This window comes from Enterovirga sp., from assembly GCF_028290205.1.
Taxonomy (GTDB): Bacteria; Pseudomonadota; Alphaproteobacteria; order Rhizobiales; family Beijerinckiaceae; genus Enterovirga.
In genome coordinates, this window is sequence record NZ_JAQGKF010000019.1 from 1 (window position 1) to 17,012 (window position 17,012).

Annotated in this window: 22 protein-coding genes; 2 read left to right on the plus strand and 20 right to left on the minus strand. The window is 71.5% G+C overall.

The genetic code is table 11. From position 1 onward, the window contains the following. The 9 genes from tilS to JWR86_RS01720 all read right to left on the minus strand — a co-directional run. Nucleotides 1-686, minus strand: a 686-nt coding sequence (gene tilS, locus JWR86_RS01680; RefSeq protein WP_299559827.1) for a tRNA lysidine(34) synthetase TilS, incomplete at its 3' end; no start/stop codon positions are given. Next, complete coding sequence (ybgF, locus tag JWR86_RS01685; protein WP_299559831.1) at nucleotides 683-1,615, minus strand: tol-pal system protein YbgF; 933 nt, start codon at nucleotides 1,613-1,615, stop codon at nucleotides 683-685. The genes tilS and ybgF, both read right to left, overlap by 4 nt. A gap of 70 nt (nucleotides 1,616-1,685) precedes the next feature. Then, complete coding sequence (locus JWR86_RS01690; RefSeq protein WP_299559834.1) at nucleotides 1,686-1,937, minus strand: hypothetical protein; 252 nt, start codon at nucleotides 1,935-1,937, stop codon at nucleotides 1,686-1,688. A 26-nt stretch (nucleotides 1,938-1,963) separates the two neighbouring features. Next, complete coding sequence (gene pal, locus JWR86_RS01695) at nucleotides 1,964-2,506, minus strand: peptidoglycan-associated lipoprotein Pal (protein ID WP_299559837.1); 543 nt, start codon at nucleotides 2,504-2,506, stop codon at nucleotides 1,964-1,966. 147 nt (nucleotides 2,507-2,653) lie between these two features. Then, nucleotides 2,654-3,985 carry a Tol-Pal system beta propeller repeat protein TolB gene (gene tolB / locus JWR86_RS01700; protein ID WP_299559890.1) on the minus strand — a complete coding sequence of 444 codons (1,332 nt, stop codon included), beginning with the start codon at nucleotides 3,983-3,985 and terminating at the stop codon, nucleotides 2,654-2,656. Nucleotides 3,986-4,156: 171 nt separating this feature from the next. Next, complete coding sequence (tolA, locus tag JWR86_RS01705) at nucleotides 4,157-5,398, minus strand: cell envelope integrity protein TolA (protein WP_299559839.1); 1,242 nt, start codon at nucleotides 5,396-5,398, stop codon at nucleotides 4,157-4,159. A gap of 14 nt (nucleotides 5,399-5,412) precedes the next feature. Beyond that, nucleotides 5,413-5,856, minus strand: coding sequence for a protein TolR (gene tolR / locus JWR86_RS01710; protein ID WP_299559842.1), 444 nt, complete (start codon nucleotides 5,854-5,856; stop codon nucleotides 5,413-5,415). Nucleotides 5,857-5,866: 10 nt separating this feature from the next. Beyond that, a complete protein-coding gene (gene tolQ / locus JWR86_RS01715) occupies nucleotides 5,867-6,592 on the minus strand; it encodes a protein TolQ (protein ID WP_299559845.1) in 726 nt (241 codons plus the stop codon). 189 nt (nucleotides 6,593-6,781) lie between these two features. Continuing rightward, nucleotides 6,782-7,621: a phosphodiester glycosidase family protein gene (locus JWR86_RS01720; protein ID WP_299559847.1), complete on the minus strand. Its 840-nt coding sequence runs from the start codon at nucleotides 7,619-7,621 to the stop codon at nucleotides 6,782-6,784. Between JWR86_RS01720 and JWR86_RS01725 the strand changes: the two genes are divergently transcribed. Next, a complete protein-coding gene (locus tag JWR86_RS01725; protein WP_299559850.1) occupies nucleotides 7,620-7,952 on the plus strand; it encodes a hypothetical protein in 333 nt (110 codons plus the stop codon). The genes JWR86_RS01720 and JWR86_RS01725 overlap by 2 nt on opposite strands. Here the strand turns inward: JWR86_RS01725 and ybgC are convergent. From ybgC to JWR86_RS01755, 6 genes are all read right to left on the minus strand, one after another. Continuing rightward, the gene (gene ybgC, locus JWR86_RS01730) at nucleotides 7,930-8,370 is read right to left on the minus strand and encodes a tol-pal system-associated acyl-CoA thioesterase (RefSeq protein WP_299559854.1); all 441 of its coding nucleotides are present in this window, start codon (nucleotides 8,368-8,370) and stop codon (nucleotides 7,930-7,932) included. The two genes, JWR86_RS01725 and ybgC, sit on opposite strands and share 23 nt — an antisense overlap. Before the next feature lie 31 nt (nucleotides 8,371-8,401). Next, the gene (locus tag JWR86_RS01735; RefSeq protein ID WP_299559857.1) at nucleotides 8,402-8,707 is read right to left on the minus strand and encodes a hypothetical protein; all 306 of its coding nucleotides are present in this window, start codon (nucleotides 8,705-8,707) and stop codon (nucleotides 8,402-8,404) included. Nucleotides 8,708-8,771: 64 nt separating this feature from the next. Further along, complete coding sequence (ruvB, locus tag JWR86_RS01740) at nucleotides 8,772-9,824, minus strand: Holliday junction branch migration DNA helicase RuvB (RefSeq protein WP_299559860.1); 1,053 nt, start codon at nucleotides 9,822-9,824, stop codon at nucleotides 8,772-8,774. A gap of 77 nt (nucleotides 9,825-9,901) precedes the next feature. Next, a complete protein-coding gene (gene ruvA, locus JWR86_RS01745; RefSeq protein WP_299559863.1) occupies nucleotides 9,902-10,519 on the minus strand; it encodes a Holliday junction branch migration protein RuvA in 618 nt (205 codons plus the stop codon). Nucleotides 10,520-10,525: 6 nt separating this feature from the next. Further along, nucleotides 10,526-11,023: a crossover junction endodeoxyribonuclease RuvC gene (gene ruvC, locus JWR86_RS01750; protein WP_299559866.1), complete on the minus strand. Its 498-nt coding sequence runs from the start codon at nucleotides 11,021-11,023 to the stop codon at nucleotides 10,526-10,528. Beyond that, complete coding sequence (locus tag JWR86_RS01755; protein ID WP_299559869.1) at nucleotides 11,020-11,766, minus strand: YebC/PmpR family DNA-binding transcriptional regulator; 747 nt, start codon at nucleotides 11,764-11,766, stop codon at nucleotides 11,020-11,022. The genes ruvC and JWR86_RS01755 overlap by 4 nt, the downstream gene beginning before the upstream one ends. 118 nt (nucleotides 11,767-11,884) lie before the next feature. Here JWR86_RS01755 and JWR86_RS01760 point away from each other — a divergent pair, with 118 nt between their 5' ends. Then, nucleotides 11,885-12,679 (plus strand): SDR family NAD(P)-dependent oxidoreductase, encoded by a 795-nt coding sequence (locus JWR86_RS01760; protein WP_299559872.1) that lies wholly within the window; start codon nucleotides 11,885-11,887, stop codon nucleotides 12,677-12,679. A 42-nt stretch (nucleotides 12,680-12,721) separates the two neighbouring features. Here JWR86_RS01760 and rlmJ read toward each other — a convergent pair whose 3' ends face one another. From rlmJ to JWR86_RS01785, 5 genes are all read right to left on the minus strand, one after another. Further along, the gene (gene rlmJ, locus JWR86_RS01765) at nucleotides 12,722-13,594 is read right to left on the minus strand and encodes a 23S rRNA (adenine(2030)-N(6))-methyltransferase RlmJ (protein WP_299559875.1); all 873 of its coding nucleotides are present in this window, start codon (nucleotides 13,592-13,594) and stop codon (nucleotides 12,722-12,724) included. A 51-nt stretch (nucleotides 13,595-13,645) separates the two neighbouring features. Next, nucleotides 13,646-14,572 (minus strand): BON domain-containing protein, encoded by a 927-nt coding sequence (locus JWR86_RS01770; protein ID WP_299559878.1) that lies wholly within the window; start codon nucleotides 14,570-14,572, stop codon nucleotides 13,646-13,648. 152 nt (nucleotides 14,573-14,724) lie between these two features. Then, a complete protein-coding gene (locus tag JWR86_RS01775) occupies nucleotides 14,725-16,083 on the minus strand; it encodes a sigma-54 dependent transcriptional regulator (protein WP_299559881.1) in 1,359 nt (452 codons plus the stop codon). A 17-nt stretch (nucleotides 16,084-16,100) separates the two neighbouring features. Beyond that, nucleotides 16,101-16,439, minus strand: coding sequence for a flagellar motor switch protein FliN (gene fliN / locus JWR86_RS01780; RefSeq protein ID WP_299559884.1), 339 nt, complete (start codon nucleotides 16,437-16,439; stop codon nucleotides 16,101-16,103). After that, a partial coding sequence (locus JWR86_RS01785; RefSeq protein WP_299559887.1) for a flagellar assembly protein FliH occupies nucleotides 16,436-17,012 on the minus strand: 577 nt, incomplete at its 5' end. The genes fliN and JWR86_RS01785, both read right to left, overlap by 4 nt.

The window sequence follows — 17,012 nt, forward strand, 5'->3', positions numbered from 1 at the left end:
GCGAGGCGGGCCAGACGGCGGGCATCGAGCCCTTCGGCCGCGAGCCCCGGCATCAGCGCCCGCCAGCGTGGCCGGGCGTGGCGCGGATCGGCGTTGCTCGGGTCGGTGGCGAAGAACCAGCCTTGCGCCCGGCAGGTGGCGACGAGCCGCGCTTTGGGGACGGCGAGGAGGGGCCGGTGCAGGCGGACGGCGCCGCGGCCGGTGATCGGCCGCATTGCGGCGAGGCCGGCCAGACCCGAACCTGCGGCCATCCGCAGCAGCACCGTCTCGGCCTGGTCGTCCAGCGTGTGCGCGGTCGCGAGCGCCGCGCAGCCCAGCGAGCCCGCGAGTTCGCCGAGAAGCCGGTAGCGGGCCGCCCGCGCGCGCGCCTGCGACACGGCTCCGCCGTCCGGCCGCGTCCAGGTCAGGATGTGGTGGGGAACCCCGAGCGCCGCCGCGGCCGCCCCGACCGCCTCGGCCTCGTCGCGTGCGGCGGCCCGGAGGCCGTGATCGACGGTGGCGGCCACGAGCGGCGGCCGTCCCGGCTCGGCCCGCGACCAGGCGGCGAGGCCGTGCAGCAGCGCCGTCGAATCGGGGCCTCCCGACACGGCGGCGAGGATGGGCCCGGGCAGGGTGGCGAGCGGCCGGAACAGAGCCGCGAAGTCCGCCGCCCCGAGGGGCGGCTGGTCGCCCGAAGCGCGCGTCACGCCGGGCAGCGCGCCCGCTTCTGCTCGCGGTCGACGCCCTGTTTCACGGAGGCCGAGGCGCCGGGGTGCTTGCGCTCGAGTTCGGCGAAGGTGGCGCAGGCCTGGTCCTTGGCGCCCAGCGCCGCGAGCGAGATGCCGAGCTTCAGCAGGGCGTCGGGGGCCTTGGCGCTGCGCCCGTGCTCGGTGGAGACCTTGAGGAACTGCTCCGCCGCCTCGCGGTGGCGCCCGCGCTGGAGCAGGCTCTCGCCGAGCCAGAACACGGCGTCGGGGAGCAGGCGGTCGCGGGGATGGGCCTGGACGAAGCGCCGGAAGGACGCCTCCGACTGCTCGTATTGCTTCTGCATCAGGTAGGCATAGGCGACGTCGTAATCGGCGCGCGAATCCTCGCCGCCCGAGGACGCCACCACGGGCCCACGCGGCGCCGGCGAGGCGGGCCCGCCGCCTCTCGCGCCGGGGCTGATGTCGAGCGGGCGACCGGAGCCCGGCCGGTCCTCATCCTCTTCGATGATGGCCGCGATGCCGCCACCGCGCGGCGAGCCGCCTCCACGCGCCTCGCCCCGCTCCGGGGTCGCCAGGGTGGAGCCGAGCTGCCGCGGTGCGCCCGGCGCTTCCGGGGTGGTGTCGGGTTCAAAGGCGTCGCTGCGCCGGCTGGGCTTCTCCGTCCGGGGGGCGGGCGCGGCCGCCGGAGGAGCCGATGTCTTGTTGCCGCCGCGCTCCTGGAAGCGGAACTCCACATCCTCCTGGAACTTGCGGAGCTGCTCCTTGAGCTGCCGGTTCTCGAACTGGAGCTGTTCCACCTGGCCCGAGAGCTGCCGCATCTGGCCCTCGACGCGGTTCAGCCGGACCACGAAATCCGTGGCGTCCTGGGCGCGCAGGGCGCCCGCGGAGCCGATCAGAAGCAGGAGAGCGAGAAGGGGGCGACGGATCATCGGGCGGGCAATCGTGGACAACACGGGCGCCATCATACGGACGACCGCGGCGGCACAAAGGCGGACGGTGTCAGAGGCGGCGGCCGCGGGTGAGCTCGATGACGCAATCGCCATAGGCCCAGCCGCCCCGGTTGCCGTATTCCTGGAAGCTGACCACGCGGAAGCGAGCGTCGTCGGACAGCTTGGTGCCGTCCACCGTCACCCGGCCCGTGGCCAGGTTCTTCTGGCATTCGATCGTGATGCGCGGGCCGGCGGCCGCGGTCGCGGCCGGGGCGAGCAGCAGAGCCGCGGCCGTGCCGACCACCCAGCCCGGTCTCGTCATCACGGGCTCCTCTTCGCCGCTTGGGCTCAGGACGAAGCGCCGCCCTCGATCGCCGTCACCGCGCGGCGGTTCTGGGACCAGCAGGAGATGTCGTTGCAGACCGCAACCGGGCGCTCCTTGCCATAGGAGACCGAGCGCATCCGCGAGGCCGGGATGCCGCGCGACGCGAGGTAGTCGCGCACGGTCTGCGAGCGGCGCGCGCCGAGCGAGTAATTGTACTCGCGCGTGCCGCGCTCATCGGCATGGCCCTCGACAAGGAAGCGGTAGCGCGGGTAGCGGGCGAGCCAGGCGGCCTGCCGGTCGAGCGTCGCCGTGGCGGTCGAGGTCAGGTCCGAGGAATCGGATTCGAAGAACACCCGGTCGCCGACATTGACGGCGAAATCCTGGGCGGAGCCGGGCGTGGCGGGGCCGCCCGCGCCGATCCCGCCGCCGGCTCCGCCGATCCCGCCGGCGCTGCCGTCGGCGAGCTGTTCGGGCGTGCTCGAACAGGCGGAAATCGCGAGCGCCAGTCCGGCCGCCGCGACAACTTTGAGTGCCGCGTTCCAGCCCGACGTTGTTGCTAACCTCATCTTCGGTCTCCTGACACCTTCTCTGCCGCCGGCTGTGCCCGCGACGACCGATCCGTAACCTTCACAAGACGTGAAGACGCTTTCTCGAAGTTTAATCCCGGCCCGCCATCCGCGACGTGGTTGACGAAGCGTGAACGCGGCCCCCGGTCAGCCCGCCGAGCCGCCGCCGAGAAGCGGCGACCAGCTCGGGTCGGAGGCGAAGGAGGGCGTCGGCAGCGGGGCCTCCACCTTGCCGGTGATGTCGATCATGTAGAGCTTGCCGCCGGACTGCCCGCCCGGATCGCGGAAGATCACGAGATACTGGCCGTTCGGCGCCCAGGTCGGTCCCTCGTTGTGGAAGCCTTCGGTGAGGATGCGCTCGCCCGAGCCGTCCGGCTTCATCACCCCGATCGCGAAGCCGCCGGGCTGCTGCTTGGTGAAGGCGATGAGGTCGCCCCGCGGCGACCAGGCCGGCTGCGAGTAGCTGCCCTGGCCGAAGGAGATGCGGCGCGGGTTCGAGCCGTCCGCGCCCATCACATAGATCTGCTGCTTTCCGCCGCGGTCGGATTCGAAAATGATCTGCGCACCGTCCGGCGAGTAGGACGGGGAGGTGTCGATGGCGCTGGAATTCGTGAGGCGGGTGGTCCGCTTCGAGGCGAGGTCCAGGGCGTAGATGTTGGAATTGCCGCCCTCCTGGAGCGCGATCAGGAGGCGTCGCCCGTCCGGCGCGAAACGCGGGCTCGACGTCATGTCGTCGAAATCGCCGACCACCTGGCGGGTGCCGGTTTCCAGGTTGATCACCTGCACGCGCGGCTGCTGGCCGCTCGGCTGCGACATGAAGGCGATGTCCTGGGTGACCGGGGAATAGCGCGGCGACACGACGCTGCTGTCGCCCTGGGTGAGGTAGCGCACGTTGGCGCCGTCCTGGTCCATCACCGCGAGCCGCTTGCGGCGGCGCTCCTTGGGCCCGGATTCGTCCACAAAGGCGACCCGGGTGTCGAAATAGCCGCCGACGCCGGTGATCTTGGAATAGACCGCATCTGCGATGATGTGGCCGAGGCGGCGCATGCTCGCCGCGCCGGTCGTGTATTGCTGGCCGACCACCTGCTGGCCCGCCACCACGTCCCAGAGCCGGAACTCGGCCTTGAGCCGCCCCGACCCGTCTCGCGTGACCCGGCCGGTGACCAGGCCTTGCGCACCCGTCGGCCGCCAGGCCCCGAAATTCGGCGCCGCGTCAAAGGTCGGCCGCTCGGGAAAGCGGCCCTTGTCGAGCGGCGAGAAGTAGCCGGAGCGGCCAAGATCGGCGGACACGATGCCGGACACGAGGGTGGCGGCCTCCGGGTCGCCGACGAAATCGGCCACCGCGATCGGGATCGGCTGGAAATTGCCGCGGCGCACGTCGACCACGAGCTCGGCCCGCGCCGGCGCAACCAGTGGCGGCAGCGCCGCAGACGCGATTGCGGCGGAGGAGGCGAGGAGGAGGGAGCGTCGGGCGATCATCATGGTGGCGGGTCTGTCGGTCGCGTGTGCGAGGCGGATGGGGTGCGGGCTGGGCGGCCCGCCGAGGCTCGGCCGCTCCGGCATGCGGGAGCGGAAGCCGGGGCGGCGGCGCTCCTCAGGCGAAAGCGCCGGGCGGTGCGGCGGGGTGCAAAGCGAGCAGAGGGCAGGGCATCAGCCGATCTCCCTAGGGTCGAAATCGACCACGAGATCCTTCCAGTCCTGGTAGAACGGGGCGAACTGGGCCGGGATGCGCAGCGGCGAGCAGCGGCGCGCGGCGCGGAGCGCCGAATCCGCGACCGGCCGGAACAGCGGGTCGGACGAGGAATTCATCACCGACGGCTCGCCGGAGAGCGACCCGTCCTGGCGCAGGCCGACGCGTACCTGGGCCGTGGGCGGCCGGGCGGCGCTCTGCACGGCGATGGGCGGCTGCCAGCAGCGGACCAATTGGTCGCGGATCAGCCCGGCAATCTGGTCGCGCTGGCTCTGGTTGAGCCGAGGCGCGTTGCCGGTCTCGGTGCCGAGGGACGCGGTGCGATGCACCTCGCGCCCGGTCGAGCCGGACGAGCGCGACGGCTCGCGGGAGGCGAGCATGCGGGAGATGTCGCCCGGGTCGAATTTGTCGGCGAGTTCGGCCTGGCGGCGCGCCTTGGCCTCGGCCTCCGCCTTGGCTTTGGCCTCCGCGATGCGCTTGCGCTCGGCTTCCTTGCGGGCCTTGGCGTCCGCCTCGGCCTTTGCGTCCGCCTTGGCCTTGAGTTCGGCCTCCTTCACCTTGCGGTCGAGTTCGGCCTTCGCCTCGGCATCAGCCTTGGCTTTCGCCCGGGCCTCGGCGCGGGCCTTGTCAGCCTCCGCCTTTTCGGCGGCGGCCTTCTCCTCGGCCGCCTCGCGGTGGGCGAGCTTGATGGCTTCGGCCTTGGCCGCCGCGGCAGCTTCGGCCTTCGCGGCGGCAGCCTCGGCCTTGGCGGCTTCAGCCTTGGCGGCGGCTTCGGCCTTGGCCGCGGCTTCCTGCCGGTCAGGCCGGGCAGGAGGAGTCGGCGTCGGCTCGGGCTTTGCGACCTCGACGGGTTTCGGCGGCTCCGGCGCGGGCACGACCTCCTGGTCGGCGAGCTTCATCTCGGCCGGACGTTTTGGTGGCGCCGGTGCGTCGTCCTTGGCCTCGCCCGGGGCACGCTGGACCTGGGTCTCGGCCTGGCGCTCGGCGCGGGGTTTCGGCTCCGGCCTGACCTCAGCCGCGGTCCGTTCGCCGCGGGTGATTTCGGAGAACTGGCTGTCGGTGATGACCTCGACCGGAATGCCCTCATGGGCGTCGGGCAGCTTTGTGACGGTGACCGCGACCAGGCCGGCCGCCAGCAATCCGACATGCGCGGCGCTGGAAAGCCAGAAGCCCGGCTGCGATCTGTTGAAGGAGAGCGCCACCGACTGCGCCGCCGCTACCGGGAGTCCGGCTCGGTCACGAGCGCAACCCGGCGGAAGCCGCCGCCCGTCACGATCGCCATGACCTGCGCCACGCGGCCATATTCCACGCGCTTGTCGCCGCGGACGAACACCCGCTCTTCGGCCCCGTTCTTGGCCACGCTGTTCAGCCGCGGCACGATCTCGTCGTCCCTGATCGCGGCCTCGGCGAGATAGACCTCGCCGGTCTGCCGGATCGAGAGGGTGATCGGCTTCTGGTCGGAATTGAGCGGAGCCGCCTGGCTCTGCGGCAGGTCGAGCGGCACGCCCACCGTCATCATCGGCGCCGCCACCATGAAGATGATCAGCAGGACCAGCATGACGTCGATGAACGGCGTCATGTTGATCTCGTTGATCACGTTCGTGCGTCGCCCCCGGCGCCGCCGGCGGCTGCTCTGGCCCATGCCCTGTGACAGCGACATCGCGCGATCCTCAGGCCGCCATCGGCAGCCGCTCGTCGATCTGCCGGGACAGGATCGCCGAGAACTCGTCCGCGAAACCTTCCATCCGGGCTTGCTGACGCGCGACCTCGGCCTGGAGCTTGTTGTAGGCGAGCACGGCCGGGATGGCCGCAAACAGCCCGATCGCCGTGGCGAACAGCGCCTCGGCGATGCCCGGAGCGACCACGGCGAGGCTCGTGTTCTTCGACGCCGCAATGGACGTGAAGGCGTTCATGATGCCCCACACGGTGCCGAACAGCCCGATATAGGGCGCGGCCGAGCCGATGGAGGCGAGAAACAGGAGGCGCGAATCGAGCCGCTCCACCTCGCGCTGGATGGTGACGTCGAGCACCTTGTCGATGCGCCGCGACAGGCTCGCGACCTGCCGGCCCGAGCCCTCGAAGCTCCGCTTCCACTCCCGCATGGCCGCTACGAAGGTGGCTGCGAGGCCGGAATCTGGGTTCTCCTGATGCGCCCGGTAAAGCTCCTCAAGGGACTGCCCCGACCAGAACGTATCCTCGAACCGGGTCGCGGCCGCCTTGGTGCGTCGGAACAGCAGGGTCTTGTCGATGATGATCGCCCAGCACCAGACCGAGGAGACCAGAAGGCCGATCATCACCGCCTTGACGACGATATGGGCGTTCCAGAACAGGCTCCACAGCGAGAAGTCGTGAGCGGCGGCGGCGGGCATGGCCGCCATGGCGTCGGCCGGGTTCATCGTGGGCTCATGTCCTCATGGCGGATGGCCGTCGCTCCGACGGCCACCTTCCTGTCGATCTGATCTCGGCGGAACCCTGTCTGGATCGCTGAAAAATCTGTCGAAAGTAAGAGCGTTCCGGGTGCGACCGGCTCCCGCATGGTGAGCGGCGAGTTAACGCCCGGTTTCGGTTAAGGTCAGGTGTACGGATTACCGGGCCACCGCCGCGACGATCGGGCCGAGCGGCTTGAACGAGATGTCGGTGCGGCCGAGATCGGGCGCGTGCAGGGCCGAGATGGAGCCGTCCAGGAACAGGGCGTTGCGGCAGCCGAGCTGATCGCGAAACAGGCGGGCGAAAGCCCCGAAGCTGACCGGCTCGTCGGAGATCGCAAACACGACCTGGTTGCCGCTCTGCACGCCGACCCCGTTGCGGATCTTGCGCGAGGGGCCCTCCTCGGAGAACCGGGGATGGAGGCGCCCGTCGATCACCAGCATGGGGCCGCTCTGGGTCGCAAAGGCGGCTTTGGGCCGCCGCTTCGCATAGGCGCCCGTCTCCAGGACCCCGGCCTGCCCGCCCGCCACATAGAACACGCCGTTCGGCCGCATGTGGAAATTGCCCGGCCCGCCGCTGCGGTTCAGGGCCTTCCGCTCCTGCCCGTCCTCGACATAGAGGCCGACGGGCGAAAGGTCGTGGTGGTACATGCCGGCATTCATGGCCATGGCCAGCCGGGCGCCCTCGGGCGCGCGCACGAGCTGCTGCAGGCTGCCGAAGGGGCGCCCCTCGCGGTCGGCGTGGAACAGCCGGATCGCATAGCGGCGGAGGTCGAAGGTGCAGACGGTGTACCTCGCGCCGTCGTGGACGGCTGCCCGGCACCCGGAGGGCGGGCTGGCGGCGGTGGCGGCGGGAGCGGCCGCGGCGGCCGGGCCGGAGGCGAGCAGCGCCACGGCGACGCACCAGGCGAGGTGACGGTTGCGGGGAGGCCGCCCTTGCGTCAATCCGGATCGGGTCAGGGGCGGCATGGGCTCGTCTGGTGGCAGGGGTGTGGACATGAAACACGCGACGCTGGCCGCGGTTCTCCTCGCACCGCTTCTCCTGGCAGGGTGGGGCGGAAGCGTGGCCGCGCAGGGTGCGCCGGCCCCGTCGGGCCCCGCCGATCCGCAGATCAGCGCTTCGGAATCGAGCCTGCCGGGCACCGGCATCAAGGTCGTGTACCGCAAGTTCCGCCTCACGCCGCGGGCCCGGTGCGCGCCCGGAGAGACGTTGCTGTCGGCCTTCTGCCCGCCCGATTCGCAGCCGCTCCTGTTTGACGATCCGGATGCTCCCTCCGGCAAGGCGGCCACCTGCCGGACAGGGCCGTTCACGCTGGTCTGCGCGAAGTAGCGGGCCGCGCCGCCGCCTCGCCGCCGAGCAGCAGCGGACGAAGCCAGTCCGGAATGCGGACCGGACGTCCGCCGGCGAGCGCGGCCACCAGCACGGTCGCGGTCAGCAGCACCTCATCCCCGCGCAGAATGCGCTGCTCGATGTCGAGTGTTGCGCCCCGGACGGCGGCGGTCCGGGTCTCCACCGTGATCAGGTCGTCCATCCGGGCCGGCCGGATCCAGTCCACCAGCATGCGGCGGACGGCGAAGCTCTGCCCCGCCCCCTCGGCATGCAGCCGCGACTGGTCGACGCCGGCCTCACGCAGGTGCTCGGTGCGGCCGCGCTCGAGAAAGCGCAGGTAGCTGGCGTGGTAGACCACGCCCGAGAAGTCGGTGTCCTCGTAATAGACCCGGAGCTGGAGCAGATGCGGCGCGCTCATCCGGCGGGCCGCCCCCGGGCCGCGACGTCCCTCAACGGCCGCACGCGGTCTTGAGCTTGGCGGCGAGGTCGGACGCCGCGGCCGACCATTCCTGCATCACGGGCTGCAGGTTCACATTGGCGTCCTCGAGCCGGGCGATGGCGCGCCGGGTCTCCTCGTCGACCTTGGTCTTGATCGAGGACAGGTCGATGTCGCGCGCCACCTTGGCGAGACCCTTCACGCTTTCGCCGCCGGCGATCAGCACCGGCCCGTAGGCGGCGCATTCGATCATCGACAAGCCCTGGGCTGCGGCCGGGGCCGGGCTCAGGGCGAGGCACAGGGCAATCACTTTTCGCATGCTGGCTCCCTCCGTTCGGGGCAGGGTCCTGCGGATCACGGCAGCTGTCCAGCGGGCCGGAGGCTCACGCCTCGCCCTCTCCGAACAGCCCGAATTGCAGGGCGGGGTCCCGCTTCGGCTCGGGCAGGCCGAGATGCCGGAAGGCGTGCGGGGTAAGAACGCGGCCCCGGGGCGTGCGGGCCAGCAGCCCGCGCTGGATCAGGAACGGTTCGATGATTTCCTCGATGGCGTCGCGCGGCTCGGACAGGGCGGCCGCGATGGTTTCGACCCCGACCGGGCCGCCGCCATAGTTGCGGGCGATGATCGACAGGTACTTCCGGTCCATCAGGTCGAGCCCGACCGGGTCGACATCAAGCAGCCGCAAGGCCCCGTCGGCGATCTCGCGGGTCACGGTCGCGGCGCCGTCCACCAGGGCGAAGTCCCTGACCCGCCTGAGCAGGCGCCCGGCGATGCGCGGCGTGCCGCGCGAACGCCGCGCGATCTCGTTGGCGCCGTCCTCCGTCATGCCGATGCCGAGCACGCGGGCGCCCCGCTTGACGATGAGCTCGAGCTCGGCCGTTTCGTAGAATTCGAGCCGGATCGGGATGCCGAAGCGGTCGCGCAGCGGCGTGGTCAGGAGGCCGGCCCGGGTCGTGGCGCCGACCAGGGTGAAACGCGGCAGGTCGATCTTCACCGAACGGGCGGCCGGCCCTTCGCCGATGATCAGGTCGAGCTGGTAATCCTCCATGGCCGGATAGAGGATCTCTTCCACGGCCGGGTTCAGGCGGTGGATCTCGTCGATGAAGAGCACGTCGCGCTCGTCGAGATTGGTGAGCTGGGCCGCGAGGTCGCCGGCCTTCGCGATCACCGGACCGGAGGTCGAGCGGAAATTCACGCCGAGTTCCCGCGCCACGATTTGGGCGAGCGTCGTCTTGCCCAGGCCGGGGGGGCCGACAAAGAGCACGTGGTCGAGCGCCTCGCCCCGTGTCCGGGCCGCCTCGATGAACACGGCGAGGTTTTGCCGCGCCGCCTTTTGGCCCACGAACTCGGCGAGCTGCAGCGGACGCAACGACGAATCGGGATCGTCCGGGCGGCGCTCGGGCGAAGCGAGCGAGGATTTCGGCTTCGGAGCGGCCATCGCTGCGGTGATTAGGGCGTCCCTGGGGCGCTGTCACCAAGCGGCCGTAAGGGCGCGACCCGGCCGCGCGGCTGCGCCTAGCGGGCGAGCTCCCGCAGGCCCAGCCGGATCAGCGCCGGGGCTTCCGCGCCCTCGGGCGCGAGCTGGAGGGCGGCCGCCACGGCGGCGGAAGCCTGCGGCTGTCCGTAGCCGAGATTGACCAGCGCCGAGACGGCATCGGCCACCGCGGGCGGGGCGGTCCGGTCCTCAACCGCGCCGGAGAGCCGGGCCAACGCCGAATCGATCGCGCCGAAAGCCGGAGCCTTGTCCTTCATCTCGGCGACGATGCGGGCGGCGAGCTTGGGCCCGACCCCGGGCGCGCGGGCCACCGCCGCCTTGTCGCCGGTGGCCACCGCGGTCGCCAGCCCCCCCGGATCCAGCGCCGACAGGATGGCGAGCGCGACCTTGGCGCCCACCCCCTGGACCGTCTGAAGCAGACGAAACCACTCCCGTTCGGCGTCGGACCGGAAGCCGAACAGGCGGATCATGTCCTCGCGGACATGCGTCTCGATGGACAGCGTGGCGGCCTCACCGGCGGGGGCGAGATGCTGCAGCGTGCGGCTGGAGCAATGCACCACGTAGCCGACGCCCTGCACGTCGAGGATCACGTAATCCTCGCCGTAGCTGTCGACGATGCCTTTGAGCTTTCCGATCATCGCCTGTCAGCCCACCAGCGCCCGCATGCGCCGATGATGGGCATGCGTGATCGCCACCGCGAGCGCGTCGGCAGCATCGTCCGAGGCGGGATCGGCCCGCGGCAGGAGGACGCGCACCATGGCCTGGATCTGGCGCTTGTCGGCATGCCCGGCTCCGACGACGGTCTTCTTGACGAGGTTGGCCGCATACTCGGCGACGGGCAGCCCGGCCAGGGCCGGCACGAGCAGCGCGACGGCGCGGGCGTGGCCGAGTTTCAGCGTGGACTGGGCGTTGGTGTTGACGAAGGTCTCTTCGACCGCCGCTTCGTCCGGAAGGTGGTCCCGCATCACGGCGACGAGCCCGGCGTGGATCTGGCAGAGCCGACTGGCCAGCGTCGCCTTGTCGGAGGATTCGACCACGCCGCTCGCCAGGTAGGACAGCCGCGTCCCCTCGACCGCGACCAGCCCCCAGCCGGTGCGGCGCAGGCCGGGATCGAGACCGAGGATGCGGACCGCTGCCGTCACCCCATGCGGGCCACGAGGGCGTCCGAAACTTCGAAATTCCCGTAGACGTGCTGAACGTCGTCGTGGCTGTCGAGCGTTTCGACCAGGCGGAGCAGCTTTTCGCCGGCCTCGTCGTCCACGGCGACGGAATTCTGCGGGCGCCACACGAGGGCGGACTTGCGGGGCTCGCCGAACCGCGCCTCGAGGGCTCTCGCCACCTCGGCGAGGGCGGCCTGGTCGCAATAGACGGTGTGGCCGCTCTCGGGATCCGATTCGACGTCGTTGGCGCCCGCCTCGACGGCGGCCTCCAGCATGGCGTCGTCATCCGCCACCTTGGCGTCGAACTCGACGATGCCGACCCGGTCGAACATGAAGGCGACCGCGCCCGTCTCGGCCAGGTTGCCGCCGGCCTTGGTGAAGACGGAGCGCACATCCGACGCCGTGCGGTTGCGGTTGTCCGTCAGGGCCTCGACGATGATCGCGACGCCGCCGGGGCCATAGCCCTCGTAGCGGATCTCCTCGTAATTCTCCGCGTCGCCGCCCTGGGACTTCTTGATGGCGCGCTCGATGTTGTCCTTGGGCATGTTCTCGGCCCGGGCGGCCAGGATGGCGGCGCGCAGGCGCGGGTTCATGTTCGGGTCGGGCATGCCCATCTTGGCCGCGACCGTGATTTCCCGGGCCAGCTTGGAAAACACGCGCGAGCGGACCGCGTCGACGCGGCCCTTCCGGTGCATGATGTTCTTGAACTGGGAATGCCCCGCCATCGCACGACCCGTTTTACAGCGCGATCGGCGCGCCGCCTTTCCCCGATCCCGTCCCGCGGATTAAGGGGTCTTCGGCCGCGTGTCATCACCGACCCGGCCCGGGAGAGGAGAAGGCGGCATGCTTAGCCTGGAAGGCAAGGTCGCGATCGTGATGGGCTGCGGCTCGTCGGGCCCCGGCTGGGGCAACGGCAAGGCCACGGCCGTTCTGTTCGCGCGGCAGCGCGCCACGCTGGTCGGCACCGACCGCAACATCCAGGCCGCCGAGGAGACGGCCCGGATCATCGCGGAGGAGGGCGGTGAGGCGCATGTCGAAAGCTGCGACGCCACCCGCGGCAGCGACGTGGAGGCCTTCATCCGCAGGACGCACGCCCGCTTCGGGCGCATCGACATCCTGGTCAACAATGTCGGCCAGTCCGAGCCCGGCGGCCCGGTCGACATGGCCGAGGAGGTCTGGGAGGCGCAGTTCCAGCTGAACGCGACCACGGCCTTTCTGGCCTGCAAGCACGTGATCCCGATCATGGAGCGGCAGGGCGGCGGCGCCATCGTGAACGTGTCGTCGGTGGCCGCGCTGCGCTACATCGGCAAGCCGCAGGTCGGCTACTCGGCCGCCAAGGCGGCGCTGATTCAGTTCACCAAGACCACGGCCGTGATCCACGCGCCGAAGCGCGTGCGCCTGAACTGCGTCGTGCCGGGGCTGATGCACACGCCGTTGGTCAACCGCCTGGCCGACAAATACGCGGCCGGGGATTACGACGGCTTCGTGCAGAAGCGGCACGATCAGGTGCCGATGGGCCGGATGGGCGACGCCTGGGACGTGGCCCACGCGGCGCTGTTCCTGGCGTCGGACGAAGCCCGCTACGTCACCGGGACCGAGATCGTGGTGGATGGCGGCATCACGGCCGCCACCCGCTGACCTCCCGGCCCGGGGAGGCCGGGCTGGGGGCGCCGGCGGCTCTCAGGCGCCCGCCCCGAGAGGCGCGGCACCGCCGCCGAGCCATTCGATCCGGCAGCTCGGCCGGCGCCGGCCCAGCCGCTCGGCCAGGGCGCCGAGCAGGATCTCGGCCTCGCCCTGCAGGGTCCAGGGCGGGTTCACGACCAGGAGGCCGCTGCCCGTCAGCCGGGCATCGTCGGCTGGCTCGAGCCGAAGCTCCAGCCGGAGCGCCGTGGAGGGGGCCGGCGCCGCGATCTCCACGAAGCGGGCCAGTGCCGCCTCCACCTCGCGCTCGCGCTTCACCGGATACCAGAGCGCCAGAATTCCCGTGGGCCACTTGCGATGGGCCCGCGCCAGGCGCCCGGCACCCCGGGCCAACTCGTCCAGCTCCTCGTAGGGCGGGTCGACCAGGACCAGGCCGCGCCGCTCCCGAGGCGGCACGAGGCTGCCGAGGGCGGTCCATCCGTCCATGGGGAGAACCTTGCCGGCCCGCGCGGCCTGGGCCGTGCTCGCCAGCAATGCGGCGTCCTCCGGGTGCTTTTCGACCAGGATGGCCCGGTCCTGCCGGCGCATGAGTTCGCGGGCCACCAGGGGGGATCCCGGATAGCTCGAAGGCCCGTAGCGGGCCCGCACCTCGGCCAGCGCGTGCCGGTAAGGGGCGAGCAGCGTCTCGGCCTCCTCATCGAGCGGTTCATCCAGGCGGCCGATCCCGTCCCGCCACTCTCCCGTGCGGGAGGCCTCGTCGCCGCCGAGGTCGTAGAGCCCGATCCCGGCATGCGTGTCGATGAAGCGGTACGGCGCCTCCTTGCGGCCGAGATGGAGCAGGATGCGGCACAGGAGGGCGTGTTTCATCACGTCGGCGAAATTGCCGGCGTGAAAGGCATGTCGGTAATTCATCGGACCTGCGGGAGAGCGTCCCGGACGCTCTCCCGCAGCCGCATCAGATCTTCAAGTCGTTCCGAAGCCCGGCCGCCCGAAACTGGCGGCCGAGGAGCCCGACGCCGCGGAAGAACCGGCTGAGTCGGGGCGCGAGCCGCCGCCCCAGCTGTTGCCTTCGGCCGGACGCTCCCGGGCGCCCGCCTGGACGCGCAGGTTGTTCTGGACGTGCTGAACGCCCGAAACCGCTTCGGCGATGTCCTCGGCCCGGCGCTTGTCCGAGCGCGCCCCCACGGTGCCGCTGAGCGTCACTTCGCGATCGAGCACGGTCACCTCGATGTCGGAGGCGTCGAGGTAACAATCGTCGGTCAGGCGGTCGTTGATGTCGTCACGGATCCGCTCGTCCGAGCGCTGGTAGCTTCTCGGCCCGCGGCCCCGGTGGCTGATCTCGTCGACGCGGTCTTCCCGCCGGCGATGCTGGGCGTCGTCGTCCCCGAACCACGACGCGATCTCGTCGCCGGCCCGCTCGAAAAAGCCGCGGTCCTGGCGATCGCCGCGCCCATAGGGGCGGCCGCGATAGCCTGCGTTCGACCCATCGTCGTGGTCGCGCCCGCTGGTGTCGCGCCCGAAGGCCAGATCGCCGAGATTGCGGCCTCGGAGGTCGTCCCGATCCCGCTCCATGCCGCCGCCGTAGCGGCGGGCATAGCCGCCGTCGCGCCGCCCGTAAGCCGCGTCGCGGTCCTCCCGCAGGCCGCCCCGATCCGGGGTGCCGCCGTAAAGGTCGCCCGTTCTCCGGTAACCGGTGTTCCAGCCCAGGGAACTGCCGAACTCGTCGTGGCTGCCGCGGCCATAGACGTCCTGATCGCGCCGGCCCTGCTCGGATCGCCGCCCGCGGTCGTAATCGGGTTCATAGCGCCGGCCGCTTTCCCAGCCGCTGCGCTCGCCCTCGCGGAGGCGGTCGCCGGCGCGCTCGCCCCCCCAACGATCCTGATCGCCCATCTGACCCCTCCTCACGTGGTGAGCGGGGCGTTGCGCCCACGCCTGTCCGGACACAACGGTCCGCAGACAGGGCCGTTCCGGCGGGGGCGCGCCGGAACCGTGCTGCTCGGCGGGGAGGGGAGCTCGGCCGCGCTCGGCCGGGCTGCGCCGGATCAGGCGGCGGAGCGCGTGCCGCCCGGCTCGGCCACCGGGATGCCGGTCGCGATGTACTCGGCCAGCTTGTTGCGGAGCGTCCGGATGGAGATGCCCAGGATGCGGGCGGCATGGGTGCGGTTGCCCAGGCAGTGGTCGAGCGTATCCAGGATCAGGTCCTGCTCGACGGCGGCCACGGTCCGGCCCACCAGGGTCCGGGTCACCGCCTCGGCGGTGGCCGCGGCGCGCGCGGCCGGATCGGCCGCGCCGCCCGAGAGGCTCTCGCCATCCGGCGTGCGGATCGCCTCCACGTCGATCGTGTCGCCGACGGCCAGCAGCACGGCCCGATGCATGGTGTTCTCGAGCTCGCGAACGTTGCCGCGCCAGGCCGACCGGGTCATCAGCCGCTTCGCCTCGAGCGACAGCGGCCGGGCCGGCACCCCGTTCAGATCGGCGTAGCGGCGCCCGAAGAACCCGGCGAGTTCCAGAATGTCGGCCGGGCGCTCGCGCAGGGGCGGGATGCGCAGGTGCACCACGTTGAGGCGGTACAACAGGTCCTCGCGAAACGTGCCCTTGCGGACCTCGTCGCCGAGATTGCGGTTGGAGGTCGCGATCACCCGGATGTCGACCCGGACCGGCTGCGACCCGCCGACGCGATCGATGACCCGCTCCTGCAGCGCCCGCAGCAGCTTGGCCTGCAGCCGGACGTCCATTTCCGAAATCTCGTCGAGCAGCAGGGTGCCGCCGCTCGCCTCCTCGAACTTGCCGATGCGCCGCGCGATCGCGCCCGTGAAGGCGCCCCTCTCGTGGCCGAACAGCTCCGATTCCAGGAGGTTGTCGGGGATGGCCGCGCAGTTCACCGACACGAAGGGCTTGTCCCGGCGGCCGGATTTCGCGTGCAGGTGGCGGGCCAGCACCTCCTTGCCGGTTCCGCTCTCGCCCGTCACGAGCACGCTGGCCTCGGAGCGGGCCACCTGATCGGCGAGCTTGACGACGCTCTCCATGGCGGGGTCGCGCCAGATGAAGGAGCGGCTGTCCGAGGCAACCGCCTCGATCACCGCCGCGATCAGTTCCGGATCCGGCGGCAGCGGAATGTATTCCTTGGCCCCAGCCTGGATGGCGGCCACCGCCGCGCGCGCGTCGGTGGCCGTACCGCAGGCCACGACCGGAGTTCGGATGCGCTCGGCTTCGAGCGCGCCGACGAGGTCGCGCACCGACAAGGCGACATCGATCATCACAAGGTCGGCGCCGCGGCTGCGCAACACGGCCAGGCCCTGGGTGACGCTGTCGGCCTGCGTCACGGCGGCGCCGCGGTTCATGGCGATGCGGGAGGCGGCGACGAGCTCGCCCGAGAGCCGGCCGATGATGAGAAGGCGCATGTGAATTCCTTTTCGGCTCAGCTCGTCGGGACCACGATCTCGGTCATGGTCACACCGAGCCGGTCATTGACGAGAACGACCTCTCCCCGGGCGACGAGCCGGTCGTTGACCCGGATGTCGATGGCTTCGCCGACGCGCCGGTCCAGTTCGAGCAGCGCGCCGGGCGCGATCTTGAGGAGCTGGCCGATCGGCAGCCGGGCATGGCCCAGGATCGCCGACACCGTGACCGGTACGTCGAGGAGGCGATCCAGATCCGCCGGGACCCGGGCAACGGGAGCCTCGCGGACCGGAGCGGCGCCGCCGAAATCGACCTCGCTTCCGCCGAGGCTTGGGAGGGGTAGGTCGGAGGCGCTCATGCGAAGGGCTCGTCGGGCGGGGTGACGGGATGGGTCGGTCGCGACGGGGCGCGGGCGAGAACCGCGTCGGCGGCGGCCTCCAGGCGGGCGCGGTCGCCGGAGACGCAGCCGTCCGCCCAGTCGAGCCGGGCGTCGCCCGGCAGGAGGTCGGCCTCGCCGAGGACGATGACGCGGCCCTCGAAGCCGCGCTCGCGGGCCATGGCCCGCAGCCGCGCTTCGACGTCGTCCACCAGCCCCTCGTTCACGCGCACGGCGAGATGGGGCACCCCGCGCAGATGCCGGAAGGCCTCGGCCGCAGCCTCCTGCACGGCGGCCAGCGGTTCGGTCGCGATGGCCCGGCCCGCGAGCTTGCGGGCGAGGGCGTCGAAGAAGCCGAGCGCGTCCTCCTCGATGGCCGCGGTCCGGCGATCCACGTCGTCGAGGGCGAGCACGATGCCGTTGGCGAGCCGTTCCGTGGCGTCGGCCAGCCGCCGTGCGGTCTCGTCCGCGGCCTCCTCGCGTCCCGCCGCGAGGCCGCGGGCGAAGGCGTCGCGCTCCGCCGCTTCCACGGCCCGGCGCTCGGCCTCGCCGGCC